This is a genomic window from Thermoflexus sp. (assembly GCF_042408365.1).
GTDB lineage: Bacteria > Chloroflexota > Anaerolineae > Thermoflexales > Thermoflexaceae > Thermoflexus.
This window is the reverse complement of sequence record NZ_JBHOQJ010000095.1, coordinates 14,027-28,561: the sequence shown is the minus strand read 5'-3', so window position 1 is coordinate 28,561 and position 14,535 is coordinate 14,027. Positions and strand designations below refer to the sequence as shown.

At 65.9% G+C, this 14,535-nt stretch carries 11 protein-coding genes; 2 read left to right on the top strand and 9 right to left on the bottom strand.

Annotated elements, in window-relative coordinates; genetic code table 11:
* Nucleotides 1-183: 183 nt before the first annotated feature.
* From hemE to hemA, 8 genes are all read right to left on the bottom strand, one after another.
* The gene (gene hemE / locus ACFMO5_RS04070) at nt 184-1,224 is read right to left on the bottom strand and encodes a uroporphyrinogen decarboxylase (RefSeq protein ID WP_376791483.1); all 1,041 of its coding nucleotides are present in this window, start codon (nt 1,222-1,224) and stop codon (nt 184-186) included.
* Nucleotides 1,211-2,506, bottom strand: coding sequence for a glutamate-1-semialdehyde 2,1-aminomutase (hemL, locus tag ACFMO5_RS04065; RefSeq protein ID WP_376791482.1), 1,296 nt, complete (start codon nt 2,504-2,506; stop codon nt 1,211-1,213). The genes hemE and hemL overlap by 14 nt, the downstream gene beginning before the upstream one ends.
* A 46-nt stretch (nt 2,507-2,552) precedes the next feature.
* Entirely contained in the window at nt 2,553-3,608 is a 1,056-nt protein-coding gene (locus ACFMO5_RS04060) for a radical SAM protein (RefSeq protein ID WP_376791481.1), read from the bottom strand.
* Between the two features lie 47 nt (nt 3,609-3,655).
* Nucleotides 3,656-4,336 (bottom strand): chlorite dismutase family protein, encoded by a 681-nt coding sequence (locus tag ACFMO5_RS04055; protein ID WP_376791480.1) that lies wholly within the window; start codon nt 4,334-4,336, stop codon nt 3,656-3,658.
* Between the two features lie 112 nt (nt 4,337-4,448).
* A complete protein-coding gene (gene hemB, locus ACFMO5_RS04050) occupies nt 4,449-5,447 on the bottom strand; it encodes a porphobilinogen synthase (RefSeq protein WP_376791479.1) in 999 nt (332 codons plus the stop codon).
* 194 nt (nt 5,448-5,641) lie between these two features.
* A complete protein-coding gene (locus tag ACFMO5_RS04045) occupies nt 5,642-6,415 on the bottom strand; it encodes a uroporphyrinogen-III synthase (RefSeq protein ID WP_376791478.1) in 774 nt (257 codons plus the stop codon).
* On the bottom strand, nt 6,412-7,308 hold the full coding sequence (hemC, locus tag ACFMO5_RS04040; protein WP_376791477.1) for a hydroxymethylbilane synthase: 897 nt from the start codon (nt 7,306-7,308) through the stop codon (nt 6,412-6,414). Before hemC ends, ACFMO5_RS04045 begins: the two co-directional genes overlap by 4 nt.
* Nucleotides 7,305-8,567 (bottom strand): glutamyl-tRNA reductase, encoded by a 1,263-nt coding sequence (gene hemA / locus ACFMO5_RS04035; protein WP_376791476.1) that lies wholly within the window; start codon nt 8,565-8,567, stop codon nt 7,305-7,307. The genes hemC and hemA overlap by 4 nt, the downstream gene beginning before the upstream one ends.
* A gap of 345 nt (nt 8,568-8,912) precedes the next feature.
* On the opposite strand from hemA, the gene ade reads away from it, so the two are divergent.
* Nucleotides 8,913-10,622 carry an adenine deaminase gene (gene ade, locus ACFMO5_RS04030; RefSeq protein ID WP_376791475.1) on the top strand — a complete coding sequence of 570 codons (1,710 nt, stop codon included), beginning with the start codon at nt 8,913-8,915 and terminating at the stop codon, nt 10,620-10,622.
* Nucleotides 10,623-10,690: 68 nt separating this feature from the next.
* Here ade and ppc read toward each other — a convergent pair whose 3' ends face one another.
* On the bottom strand, nt 10,691-13,420 hold the full coding sequence (gene ppc / locus ACFMO5_RS04025; protein ID WP_376791474.1) for a phosphoenolpyruvate carboxylase: 2,730 nt from the start codon (nt 13,418-13,420) through the stop codon (nt 10,691-10,693).
* A 273-nt stretch (nt 13,421-13,693) separates the two neighbouring features.
* Between ppc and ACFMO5_RS04020 the strand changes: the two genes are divergently transcribed.
* Nucleotides 13,694-14,464: a class I SAM-dependent methyltransferase gene (locus ACFMO5_RS04020; protein WP_376791473.1), complete on the top strand. Its 771-nt coding sequence runs from the start codon at nt 13,694-13,696 to the stop codon at nt 14,462-14,464.
* Nucleotides 14,465-14,535: the final 71 nt, after the last annotated feature.

Sequence of the window (14,535 nt, the reverse complement as noted above, 5' to 3'; positions counted from 1 at the left end):
CGCCTGCGGCGCCCGGCTCCGCCCTAAAAATGTTTTTATCCCTTATCCCCCTTCCCCAGGGCCCTTTGGGCCGTGGGGAGGGGATAAAGGGGGTGGGTCGCCTCCCCTCGCGGGCCCCGAACTGCGTAACTCCTAATCCCTAAAAGTGAACGAAGCAGTACGCTCTCTTTACAAAGGGATCGCTTACTCCGGGTGCGCGAGGGACCATGCGTGGACCCAATCCACCAGACGGGCTACCGCGTCGGGTGGGGTCTCCGGGAGGAGGCCGTGGCCGGTGTTGAAAATATGGCCGGGCCGGCCCCCGGCCTGACGGAGGACTCGGGCAGCGTGCTCGACCACGACTTCGAAAGGGGCCAGCAGCACCGCCGGATCCAGATTCCCCTGGATGGCCACCGAATCCCCTAAGCGGGACCACGCCGTGTCCAGAGGTACCCGCCAATCCACTCCGATCACCGTCCCCCCCGCCTCGGCCAATTCCTCCAGCAGGGCCGCCGTCCCCACCCCGAACAGGATCACAGGGATCCCCAGCGGCTGCAGGGTTTCCGTGAGGCGCCGCAGATAGGGCCGCACAAACGTCCGGTAATCCAAGGGGTTCAGCACCCCAATCCAGCTTTCGAAGATCTGCAGGGCATGCACCCCTGCGGCGACCTGAGCCCGGGCATAGCGGCTCAGGCTCTCCGTCAGGACCTCCATTAGGGCATGCCAGGTCCCCGGCTCGCTGAACATCAGGGCGCGGACCCGAGCGAAGTCCCGGGAGGCCCGCCCTTCCACCAGATAGCAGGCCATCGTGAACGGCCCCCCCACGAACCCGATCAGCGGCACGCGGAGCTCCGCCCGCAAGATGCGGATGGCCTCCAGCACGAAGGGAAGGTCCGTCTCTGGCTCCAAAGGTCGCAGGCGGCGGACATCCGCAGTCCGTCGGACAGGGGATTCAACCACCGGTCCGGCCCCTTCCTCCAACGCGAGGGACACTCCCATCCCTAGGAGGGGAAGGCTGAGATCGGAGAACAAGATGGCCGCGTCCACCTCGAAGCGGCGGAGCGGCATCCGGGTGATCTCCACTGCCAGCTGAGGCTGTCGGCAGAGCTCTAAGAAGGCATAGCGCTCCCGCAGCGCTCGATATTCCGGAAGGTATCGGCCTGCCTGGCGCATGAACCAGACGGGGGTGGCATCCACCGGCTCTCGACGGCAGGCCCGCAGGAACCGGTCGTTAAACGCCGCCACGGTCCACCTCCCGGAACGCCGCCCGAGCCGCCCGGATCGTCCGTTCGATATGGGCCTCCGTATGGGCGGCGGAGACGAACCACGCCTCCAGCGGGGAGGGAGGGAGATAGATCCCGCGCCGGAGCATGGCATGGAAGAACCGGGCGTAGCGGGCGCGATCGGTGGATGCGGCGGTGGCATAGTCGACCACCTCCCGCTCGGTGAAGAACACGCTGAGCATGGAGCCCACCCGGTGGATCCGAACTGGAACGCCCGCCCGCTCCGCCGCGTCCTGCAGGCCCTCGGCGAGGTGGGCGGACCGTTCCTCCAGCTGTTGATAGAGGGCGGGGGTGAGCTGCTCGAGGGTCGCCCGCCCGGCGATCATGGAGAGCGGGTTGCCCGACAGGGTCCCGGCCTGATACACCGGCCCTAAGGGCGCCACCAGGTCCATCAGCTCCCGTCGGCCCCCATAGGCCCCGATAGGGAGCCCGCCCCCGATGATCTTCCCCAGGCAGGTCAAATCCGGCTCTACGCCATAGAGGGCCTGCGCGCCGCCCGGGGCGACCCGGAAGCCGGTGATCACCTCATCGAAGATCAGCAACGCCCCGTGCTGGCGGGTGAGGGCCCGCAGCCCTTCCAGGAAGCCCGGCGCCGGCGGCACCACCCCCATATTCCCTGCCACTGGCTCCACGATCACCGCGGCGATCTGCTGGGGGAACTGCTCAAAAAGGGCGGCGACGGCCTCCAAGTTGTTGTAGGGCGCCACCAAGGTGTGCTGGACCCACGCCTCGGGCACCCCGGCGCTGTCCGGAAGCCCGAACGTCGCCACCCCGGATCCCGCCCGGGCGAGGAGGAAATCCGCGTGGCCGTGGTAGCCGCCCTCGAACTTAACGATCCGGGCGCGCCCCGTGGCCGCCCGGGCCACCCGCAGCGCGCTCATCGTCGCTTCCGTCCCCGAGTTCACAAATCGAATTTTTTCGATGGAAGGGAAGGCCTCACGGATGCGCCGGGCCAGGTCGATCTCCGCTTCGATGGGGGCGCCGTAGCTGGTGCCCCGACGGATCGCCTCGCGGAGGGCGCGGACGACCGCCGGGTGGGCGTGGCCCAAGATCAAAGCGCCCCACGAGCCCACGTAGTCAATGTAGCGGTTGCCATCGACATCCTCCAGGATCGCCCCGCGGCCTCGGGCGATGAACCGAGGCGTCCCTCCGACCGCGCGGAAGGCACGCACCGGGCTGGAGACGCCTCCCGGCATGAGTTCCTGGGCCATGGCATAAAGCTGTTCGGATCGTTCTGTCCGCACGGGATCGCTCCTCCCAAGTCGGATGGCTGAGGCATGGATGGCTTTTTTATCCCGCATAAACGTCGGCGGTCGCCGGTTCCGGCTGATACGGGCACAGCGGATCGCTCTCCAGCGGGTCCTGGGTGTAGGCGTAGGCCCGGGCGCGGGAACCGCCGCACACCGCGCGGAACGGACAGCGCCCGCACTTGCCCTTCAGGGCGTTCGGATCCCGCAGGGCCTGAAACACCGGATGGTTCCGGTAGATCGTCACGGGATCCTCATACCGCACATTCCCTAACGCGAGGGGCAGAAAGCCGGCGGGATAGATCTCCCCGATATGAGAGATGAACATAATCCCGTTGCCATCCCGTACCCCGAACCCTCGTCGCGCCGATGGAGGCGCGCGCCGGCCCTCCCGCTGCAGAACCACCCGCCGGTAGTGATGAGCCTCCGTCGTTTTGATCTCAAAGGGAACCTGGGGAGCTAAATCGATCAACCAGTGCATCAGCTGCTCGCTCTCCTCCGGCGAGATCTCCCGCAGGAGCCGCCCGCGGCCGGTGGGGATCAGGAAGAAAAGGCTCCACCGGCGCGCCCCCAGGGCGGCCACCCGCTCGGCGATCGCCGGCAGATCCGACAGGGTCTCAGCACAAACCAGCGTGTTGATCTGAAGGGGAAGGCCAACCGCGGCCGCCCATCGGGCCGCCCGCACCGTCTGATCGAAACTCCCGGGGACACCGCGCAGCCCGTCGTGGCGCGCCGCATCGGAGCCGTCGAGGCTCAGGGCCAGCATCCAGATCCCTGCTTCCTTCAACCGAGCGATCACCGCCTCCGTCAGCGCATAGGTGCCGCTGGGGGTGAGGGCCACGGTGAACCCCAGACTCCGGGCGTGAGCGATGAGGTCGAACAAATCGGGACGTTTCAGCGGATCGCCGCCGGTGAGGACCAGATGGGGCATGGGATCCCCAAAGGCGGTCAAGCGTTCCAAGAGCGCGAAGCCCTCCGCGGTCGAGAGCTCCCGCGGGTCGCGCCAGGGGATCGCCTCCGCGCGACAGTGCCGGCAGGCGAGATCGCACGCCCGCGTCAGCTCCCAGTAAATCAACAGCGGCCGCTCATCGTAGCGCATCTCCGCCTCCCTAAACGATCAAACTTTCCGCCCAGCGGGCGTCCTACTCAACCCAGGAGCGCCAACATCTCCTCCGGCGTCCGATGGATCGCCGTGAAGATCGGCGTGTCCCGCAAGGTATATCGACGCACCTCCGTGCTGCGCAGGGCCTGAACTAAATCGGAGAACAGAACCAGGTCCTCGGTCTCATACACCACCACCCACTCCTGATCCTGCAGGCCGAAGGAATAAAGCAGCCATTGCCGGATCGACGGATACTGTTTTCCAACCCGGATGTGCTCGTTCATCATCCCCTGGCGGGCCTCTTTGCTCATCAGGAACCAGTCTGTGGTTTTCACGAAGGGGTAAAGGATCAGATACGGCTTACGGTCTCCCTCGAAGGGATCGACCTCTTGAGGGGAACGCCCGGAGGCATAGATGGAGGGGCGGGTGAAGCCCCAGAGGGCGAGGACGGGCAGAAACAACGTCCGGCAATCGTTGACGGCCCGGGCGAACCGCTCGAAGAAGCGGGCAGGGATGCCCGCCTCCTCCACTGGCTCCGCGCTCCAGATCAGCAGATCCGCATCGACATGGCTGGGGAAAACCTGATAGAGATGAACCCGCGCCGCGACGCTCCCCAGCCGCTCCCACCAGGCCGCCACCTGGTCCCGCCGCTGAGCCGCCGACAGCGCCCAAAAGGCCTCGCTCAAGCGGAAGAAGGCGAAATGCCCCAAAACCGTTTGTCCCATCGCCGCGCTTACCTCCATGGGTTTTAGAAGTATGGAAGGAAGCCTCAGGCGCGCTGAATGGATCGCAAGCCCAAGGGATCAACCTCTAGTTGGAAAGGGAGAGGCGGAGGACTCAACCCCGCAGCCAGCGCGCGACCTCCTTCGCGAAGTAAGTGATGATGAGATCCGCCCCCGCCCGCTTGATCGCCGTGAGGATCTCCATCACCGCCCGCGCCTCGTCCAGCCATCCCAACTGCGCCGCCGCCTTCACCATGCTGTATTCCCCGCTCACATTGTAGGCCGCGATCGGATGGTCAAACCGCTCCCGGGCCCGGCGGATCACATCCAAATAGGCTAAGGCGGGCTTGACCATCACGATGTCCGCCCCCTGGGCGATGTCCCGCTCGATCTCCCGCAAGGCCTCCCGAGCGTTCGGGGGATCCATCTGATAACTGCGGCGGTCGCCGAAGCGCGGGGCGGAATCCGCCGCCTCCCGGAACGGCCCGTAGAAGGCGGAGGCGAACTTGGCCGAGTAGGCCATGATCCCGACGTGGGAGAAACCCGCTCCATCGAGGGCTTCCCGGATCGCCCGCACCTGGCCGTCCATCATGGCGCTGGGGGCGACCAAGTCCGCGCCGGCCGCCGCATGGGCCAATGCCATTCGGGACAGGACGGGCAAGGTAGCGTCGTTGTCCACCTCCCCATCCCGCACGATGCCGCAATGCCCGTGATCGGTGTAGGCGCACACGCACACATCCGTGATCACCACTAGCTCTGGCGCGATGGCCTTGATCCGTCGGATCGCCTGGGGAACGACGCCGGCCTCCTCGTAGGCCTCGCGGGCCTCCGGATCCTTCCGCGCGGCCAGCCCGAAGAGCAAGACCGCCCGGATTCCCAGGCGGACGACCTCCTCAATCTCTGCGTCTAGGCGGTCGACGGTGAACCGAAACTGGCCTGGCATGGAAGGGATAGGCTCCTGAAAGTTCTGACCGGGCCGCACAAACAGCGGGTAGATGAGATCCTCCGGGGCCAGGCGGGTTTCCCGAACCAGCGCCCGCAGCCCCTCCGTGCGACGCAAGCGCCGCAAGCGATCCGTTGGCTCCACAACGGTCCGCGTGAGAACTTCTGCCATCTCTCACCTCCCAGGGGGATCTTGGAAACTTCCCGCCATCAGGATCCTTTGAGTCAGAGGACGTCCACAATGGTCCTCCCTCGAAAACCCCAAGGGACCACAACCCTGAGGAAGATCATCGCGGCTCAAGCCCCGAGGGGCTTATTCCATCACGGCCCTCCCCTCGGTGGGCCACGGAACCGCCGCCCCAAGCCCTATTCCCTTTTCCAGCTCTCGATCAGCGCTTGGATGAGGCCCTCCTGGTTGTGTTCTCGGGCGACCGCCACAACCGGGAAGCCGAGGGCCATGGCTTCCGATGCGGTCACCGGCCCGATGCACACCGCGGGGAGGTCGGCCGGCTGAACCGCTTCCCCAAGTTGCTCGAGGAGCCCGGCCAGGGCGCGGGCGGTCGAGGGGCTGGTCAGGGCGACCCGATGCGGCCGGGGCTGCAGCGCCGCCCGCAGGGCCTCCGGATCTCCCCCCATCCGCACCTGGTAAGCCGTTACCTCCACGACCTCCGCCCCGCGGGCCCGCAGGCGCTCCGCCAGGGCCCGGCGGGCGATATCCGCCCGGGGGAGCAGGATGCGACGGCCCGCCACATCCCCCAGCTCCTCGGCGATCGCTTCCGAGAGGTAGACCGTAGGAAGGAAATCGACCCACAGTCCATATCCGTGAAGGGCCCGGGCCGTCGCCGGGCCGATCGCCCCGATGCGGACCCGGGCCAGATTCGGAGGGGAACCGCCCGCCGCCTGCAAGCAGGCCATGAAGGCGTGCACCCCGTTCGCGCTGGTGAAGAGGATCCAGTCGAAGGTGGAAGCTTGGCGAACCGCCTCCTCCAATGGTTGGGGATCCGGTGGCGGTTGGATCTCAATCACCGGCAACAGGAGCGGGATCGCCCCCAGGGATCGAAGTCGATCCGCCAGCTCCTCCGCCGCTCGACGCGGGCGGGTGATCAGGACGCGACAACCCTCCAGGAGCAGGCCGCTCATTCCCCGTCCTCCTTGAAGGGTCCTGCCGCCCTCATCCGCTCCGCCAGGGTCTCGCCCAGGGCCTCCGCCATCTCCGGGGGACCCTCGATCCGGTCCCGGATCATCCACGTGCCATCCAACGCTGCGATCCGTCCTTCCAGCACAAGGCGCCCTTCCTCCAGCGACCCGTAAGCAGCAATCGGAACCCGGCAGCCGCCTCCCAGCGCCCGCAGGAAAGCCCGCTCCGCCTTCACCGCCCACCAGGTCGGGGGATGGTTCAGCCGTTCCGCCAGCGCGCGCGTCGCCTCATCTTCCTCCCGGATCTCCACCGCGATGGCCCCCTGCCCAGGGGCGGGAAGGATCTGCTCCAGCGAGAAAACCTCCGTTGCTTCAGCCATCCGTCCCAAGCGGATCAGCCCCCCCGCCGCCAACACGATGGCCTCATAACGCCCTTCCCGCAGCCGTCGCAACCGGGTGTCCACATTGCCCACCAGGGGGAGGTAAACCAGATCCGATCGCAACGCCCGCAGCTGCGCCGTCCGACGGGGGCTTCCGGTTCCCACTCGAGCGCCGGGAGGCAAGGTCGCCCAGGTCCATCCGTTCCGGGCGATCAACACGTCGCGGGGATCCTCCCGCTCCAGGACCGCGGCCAGCAGCAGGCCCGGGGCCGGATCCGTCGGGAGGTCCTTCAAACTGTGAACCGCCAGGTCGATTTCCCCTTTTAAGAGAGCGTGCTGGAGCTCCTTTACGAAAGCCCCGCGTACCTCCCGCTGCCCGCGATCACCGCTGGTGCGAATGATCACGACCTCCGTGGGAAGCGTTGGATCCCGGGCCTGCAACCGGCGGATCACCTGATCCGCCTGGGCCAGGGCCAAGGCGCTGCCACGGGTCCCAATCCGCAGAGGGCGCTTCATGCTGTGCTCCTGCCATTGCCGAGGTCTTCCGTCCCCTCCTCCAACCCCCACAACATCCGAAACCATTGGACCGCCTGGGGATCGCTGGCCATCTGCTTCAAGCCGACGATGGGCGAATGGAGTAGTTTCTGGATCAGACGGTGGGCGAACTGTTCAATCCGCGCCTGCTGGGCGGGGGTCAGCTCCCCCAGTTTCGGCCAGAGCCACTCCAATTCCTGTTCCCGGAGCGCATCCACCCGCCGCTGCAGTTGGGCAATCAACCGTCCAACCTGGTGCCCCCACCACCATTGCTCCCATTCCTGCACCGCCTCTTCCACCATCCGCTCCGCTCGAGCGATGGCCGCGGCGATCCGCTTTTGATATTGAGCGCTCAAAGCCTTCAGATCCTCCAAGCGGATCTGATGGATCCCCGGGGGTAGGGCCTCATCGGGCTCCACGTTGGGCGGTGCTCCTAGGTCCACCAGCCAAAGAGGAGCACCGGCACGGATCGCCGCAATGGTGTGCAAATCCGAGACGGAGAGAACAGGCTGGGGGGACGATAGGGCCATAAAGGCTACATCGACCTGAACCAGGCTGGATACCAGATCCGTTAGCGTCCCCGCCTCTCCACCGACCTGATCGGCCAGGGCGCGGGCTCGCTCCAGCGTCCGGCTGAGCACCCGGATTTGGACCGGCTGGTATCGGAGGAGCGCATGCGCGATCTGGGTGCCCACCATGCCTGCCCCAGCGATCAGGATCTTTCTTCCCTGCAATGGGACCTGATGATGTGCCTCCTGAACCGCCAGGACAGCCAACGATAAGGGATGACGGCCGAGATCGGTCTGGGCGCGAACGGCCCGGCCCAAGGCCAGGGCGCGTTCGAACAGCGGGCCCAGGGTCGGCCCGACCGTTCCCACCTCCCGCGCGATCGCCAGGGCATCACGGACCTGACCGAGGATCTCCGCTTCTCCTACAGCGGTGGAGTCCAGACCGGCCGCGACCCGGAAGAGGTGCACAGCGGCAGCCCGATGGATCCATATGGCCGGGGATCGATCGGCGATGGATCGGCGCAGGAAGGCCACGGCTTCCCTCAGGGGACCCACCCCATAGACCTCCAACCGCTCACAGGTGCTCAGCACCACAATTTCGCTCATCCCCAGGGCCCGAAAGGTCAGCACCCGCTCCCGCACTCCCTCCGGCGGAAGCCCCAGCCATGCCGCCAGGCCCTCCAAACCCTCCCGCCGATGAAAGCCTACCCCAAACGGGACGGATCCCTCCACCTCTCCGGACCTCCCAAATCCTCGTGCCCAGGTAGCGGGGCAGATTCTACATTAATCTTAAATCACATGTCAAGTTTTGTTAACAATTTTTGGATTTTCTGGTTCGGTTTGCGCGCCTGTGCTCAGGAATCCGGGGGCTTTTGGGGTGGGGCGCTTCCCCACACCGTGCGGCCTTTGAATACTGGACCCTGGGAGCTCACCGCCATTGAAAGGGGTGATTCCGACCTTCGCTGAACAAAAAAGAATTTGTCCTTCCTCGGACTTAAGCTATAATTCCTTAAAATAAGTGCATCCCTCATAAGAAACCCAAATCTTCCACCTCGGATGGAGGAAGGAGGATACCCAATGGAGCTGGCCCACCGGATCCGCCTGGCGCGCGGTCAGGAGCCGGCCGATTTGCTCCTCAAGGGAGGACGCCTGATCAACGTGTTTACCGGGGATATTTATGAGGCCGACATCGCCATTCACGGCTCGTTCATTGTGGGCATCGGGGAGGGCTACACGGCCCGGGAGGTCATCGATCTCAAAGGGCGCTTTGTGGCCCCTGGGTTCATCGACGCCCACGTCCACATCGAAAGCAGTATGGTCCCCCCACCTGAATTCGCCCGCGTAGTTGTCCCCCACGGCACCACCACGGTGATCATCGATCCCCACGAAATCGCCAACGTCTTGGGCTTAGATGGCATCCGCTACATGCTGAACGCCGCCAAATACAATCCCTTGAGCATTTTCGTGATGCTTCCCTCATGCGTCCCGGCTTCCCCGATGGAGACCGCCGGGGCCGCGCTTTACTGGTATGATCTGCAGCCGCTCCTCTCCAGCCCCTGGGTGCTGGGGCTGGCGGAGATGATGAATTACCCGGGCGTGATCAACGGCGATCCCGCTGTGCTGGACAAACTCCGGGCCTTCGCCCATGTGGTCCGGGACGGCCACGCGCCCCAGCTGACCGGCCGAGATCTGGTGGCCTATGTGGCAGCGGGGATCACCTCGGACCATGAGTGCACCACTGCGGAAGAGGCACGGGAGAAAGCCCGGCTGGGGATGTATGTCTTCGTCCGGGAATCCTCGGTGGCCCGCAACCTCGCGGATCTCCTCCCCGCGATCACCCCGGCGAACAGCCGGCGCTTCTGTTTCTGCACCGATGATCGTCACCCGGCTGATCTGCTGGATGAAGGTCACATCGACTTCCTGATCCGAAAAGCGGTGCGCCTGGGCCTGGATCCTGTCATCGCCATCCAGATGGCCACGTTGAACCCGGCGGAGCACTTCCGACTTCACGATCGAGGTGCTATTGCCCCGGGCCGCGTGGCCGATTTGGTGGTGTTCTCCGACCTCTACGACCTCCGCCCGGAGCTGGTTTTCCGGTATGGGGCTCTGGTGGCGGAAAACGGGCGCCCGCTATGGGAGCCGGTCGATCGCAAGGTAGCCCTGCGCAGCACCATGAACATCGCCTGGAACGCGGTCCAGTTCCGGATCCCCGCTCAAGGCCGACGGATCCATGTGATCGGGGTGATCCCGGACCAGCTGATCACTCCTCACCGGATTGAGGAGGCGCGGATCCTCGATGGCGAAGCGGTGGCCGACCCGGCGCGGGACCTGCTGAAGATCGCGGTCATCGAGCGCCACCGCGCCACCGGGCAGATCGGGCTGGGATTTGTGAAGGGAATCGGATTGCGACGCGGGGCGTTGGCCTCCTCGGTCGCCCACGATCACCATAATGTCGTGGTGGTCGGGGCCGACGATCGCTCGATGATGACTGCCGTTCGGGCGGTGGCGGAGGCTGGAGGCGGCATCGCCGTGGCGGACGGCGAACAGGTACTGGCCCGGGTCCCATTGCCCATCGCCGGGCTCATGTCGGATCAACCCATCGAGACGGTGCGGAAGCAAATGGATGAGGTACTGCAGGCAACGCGGGCCTTAGGGAGCGAGCTCCCCAACCCCCCGATGACCCTGAGCTTTCTGGCCCTCGAGGTGATCCCGGAGCTGAAGATCACGGACCTGGGCCTGGTGGATGTCAACCGGTTTGAGCTGATCCCGCTGTTTGTGAAGGAATGATCGAGGCCCTTGAGGGCCGGCAGGAGGTCTTGCCTTCAGCCGAGCGTGTGGGGCCTCCTGCCATTGTCTCACCCTGTCGTCCGCAGGCCGGCAGCGACCCCCTGGATCGTCAGCCACAAGGCTTCGCGCAAGTCGTCCGCCTCGGGCTGCTCGCGCCAACGGCGGAGCAGCAGGATCTGAATGAAGTTCAGCGGATCCACATAGGGGTTTCGCACCTGGATCGAGCGCTTCAGCCATGGAATGTCCTCCAAGAGATCCGGCAAGCCAGTGATGCGCAAGATAGCCCGCCGGGTGCGGTAGTATTCCTGCTCGATACGGGACCAGACGGCCTGGCGAGCTTGCGGATCGGGAACGAGCTCCGCATAGGCTCGAGCGATCCCGAGATCCGTTTTCGCCAGGGCCAAGGCGGCGTCCGCCAGCACCACCCGGAAGAACGGCCAACGGCGGTGCATTTCCTCCAGGCGTTGCCATGCAGCTGCCCCTTCCATCTGCACAAAGGCCTCCACGCCGGCCCCAAGCCCGAACCAGCCCGGGAGCAGGTGGCGGCTCTGGGTCCAGGCGAACACCCAGGGGATCGCCCGAAGGTCCTCCAGCCGTTGCTCCAGCCGCCGGCGGGCCGGCCGGGAGGCGATGGGGAATTCCTCAATCCCGTCGATGGGCGTCGCGTGCTGGAAGTAGGTGAGGAAGCCCGGGGCCTCTAACAGCTCGCGGTAGGCCCGATAGGCCACCTCGCTCATCCGGTCCATCGCCTCCACCCAAGCCGCCTCCGGCTCCGGGGAAGGGAGCATCGAGACCAGCAACGTCGCCCACAAGATCTGTTCCAGGTGACGATAGGCGATATGGGGATCATCGTACCGCTCCGCCAGAACTTCCCCCTGCTCGGTCATCCGTAGGCGTCCCCTCACGGCGTCCGGGGGGAGCCCAAGGATGCTTCGGGCTGCGGGGCCGCCGCCCCGTCCCAGCGCTCCGCCACGGCCGTGGAAGAAGGTCAGGGCGATCCCTTGAGCGCGGGCCACCCGCACCATCTCCGCCTGTGCCCGATAGAGGGCCCACACGGCCGCTAGATACCCCCCATCCTTGGTGGTGTCGGAGTAGCCGATCATCACCATCTGGTGGTTCCCCTGGCGACCGAGGTGCTCCCGATATAGAGGAAGCTGGAACATCTGCTCCAGGATCTGGGGCGCTTCCCGTAGAGTGGCGATGGTCTCGAACAGCGGGGCCACCTGAAAGGATGGCGGAGGGGACGAAAGGCTGTTCGCACCCGCCATCAGCCAGAGGACGGCCAGCGGGTCCGCTGGGCTGCGCGTCATGCTGATGATATACGGCCCCAGCGCCTCAGGGCCATAGGCCTCCGCGGCCCGATAGAGCAAGCGGAACACCGCCAGGGTCTCCGCCGTCTCCGGCGAGGGGACCGCTTGGGCGACAAGCGCCGCCGCCCGAGGGAAGGTCTCGGTCAATCGGGCGATCCGCTCCTCCTCGGAAAGCTCCAGATAGTTCTCGATCCCGGCCCCTCGAAGCAGCTCCGCAATGGCTTCTGCATGGCGCCGCGCCTCCTGGCGCACATCCAGTCGAGCGATGTGGAATCCGAACACCTGGGCCTGGATCCACCAATCCCACAGGAGACCCTCTGCAATGCGAGCGCCGCGCCTATGCGCCAGGCTCCCCCGCATGCGCTCCAGATCCGCTACCAGCTCCCCGGCGCAGCGGTAAGCCCCATCGGGGGGCGGGCCCGCCAAGGGATCCCATGCCATGGTCTGCTCCAAACGCCAGGCGATCACGCCGATCCACCGCCGATAGGCCTCATAGGGGGAGAGGCGGGAGAGGCGCTCCCGCAGGGCAGGCCATCGGGATTCCGCCTCCGCCAGGGCTTGGGCCAGGTCCGGGGAGATCGGGGCCTGGCGGGTGGACACCCCCAGGGCGATGAAGAGATCTCGGGCCTGTTGGAGGTGGAGGGCGAGGGCGGTTTGGCGATGGCGGCGCAGCGTTTGCGCGGTCACCTCCGCCGTCACTCGGGGGTTGCCATCCCGATCCCCACCGATCCAGGACCCGAAACGTAGGAAAATCGGAAGCGCATCCCCGAGCTCTGGATAAGCCGCCCGCAATGCCTCCTGGACATCCCGATACAGTCGGGGGGTCAGCCCCCACAGCGTGCGAACAAAGAAGGAAAGGCCGTTCTCCACCTCGTCCATCACGGAGGGACGCTGCACCCGGGTGAGATCGGTCTGCCAGAGGGTGGTAAGCTCCGCCCGCAATCGGCGGAGCAACTCCTCCCGCTCCCGAGGGAGCCGATCCGGCTCATCCAAAGCGGCCAGGATGGCGCGGACCCGGCCCAAGATCCCTCGGACCGTCCTCCGCTTGGCCTCCGTGGGGTGGGCGGTGAACACCGGCTCAATGGAAAGCCCCTCCAGGAGCTCGCGCACCACCTGGGAGGGGATCCCCGCCGCCCGAAGCCGCTGGAATGCCTCCGCGATGGATTCCGGGCGGGGCTGGGGATGGGCGGCCTGCTCCCGCGCCCGCAACACCCGCACCCGATGGCGGTCCTCCGCCAAATTCGCTAAATCGAAGAAGATCGTGAAGGCGCGGGCGATCATCCGCAGAGCGGGAAGCTCCAATCCCTCCAACAGCGCCCGCAGGGTACCTTCCGCTCCCTCATCACCCGTCCGGCGGGCACGGGCGAGCTGCCGAACCTGCTCCTCGAGCTCAAAACCCTCCAGCCCGGCCTGCTCCTGAATGACCTCGCCGAGCAGATCCCCTAAAAGGTGAATGTCCCGTCGGAGCGGCTGATCGCTCACCATCATACGTCGGACCCTTCCAGTGAAATCTCGCCAAGCTTTAGGAGTTATGTTGATTCTATCGAAGCCACGAATTTGGGGGAAGAGAGTTCAAGAGCTATGGACCGCACCCTTCCCATATCGTTGCCGGAACGCGATTATGGCCATTACAATGGGCGTGTCTCAAGCTTCTCTTCCTGGAGGGAGGAGGCTGCTGCAGGTGGCTTCCCCATTCCCCACCTCAATTTTCCCCCCTTCACCTATGGCCCAAAGGCCACGGGGAGGAAAGGGGAGGGATGGATGACCATGGATCCCAAGGATCAAGTGCGGGATTTCTTTTCCCAGCACGCCCACAGCTATACCATCAGCCCCTCGCACCGGGCGGGCCGGGACCTGGAGCAGCTGGTGGCGTTGCTGGCGCCCACGGGCGTGGAGCGGCTGCTGGACGTGGCCACGGGCACCGGCCACACCGCCCTGGCGCTGGCGCCCCAAGTACGGGAGGTGATCGGGTTGGATCTCACCCTGGCCATGGGGAAGGAATTCGCCGGCCTGGCACAGGAGCGGGGCTTCCCACACGCCCGCTTTGTGGTCGGAGATGTAGAGGCCATGCCGTTCCCGGAGGCCCGCTTTGAGTTGGTCACGTGCCGGCGGGCGGCCCACCATTTCCCCAACCCAGCCCGGGCCTTGGCCGAGATGGCCCGGGTTCTGAGCGCCGGGGGCCGGCTGGGCTTGGTGGACATGGTGGCACCCGAGGACCCGGCCAGCGCCCAGTTCTTCAATCAACTGGAGCGCGCGCGAGACGCCTCTCACCAACGGGCCTTGTCGGCCAGCGAGTGGCTGGCCCTGGTGGAGGCCAGCGGGCTCCAGGTCCGCGTCTGGGAGGTGATGGAGGAACAGTATCCCTGGTCCCAATGGCTCTACCCTGTCCCCGTGGATACCCCCGCCGCCGCTCGGGCCTTCGCCCTGGCTCGGGCGGCAGGGCCGGAGCTGACCGACGTGGTCCTCACGACCGCTCAGGGGGACCTGATCATCCGCAAGCGCCGAATCATCTTGGTGGCAGATAAGGTCTGAGCGCGATGGCAGAAGGAGATATGGGGCACCCATAAGGGGGCCCCTATTGGAAACCAATGGCCGATTCCCCC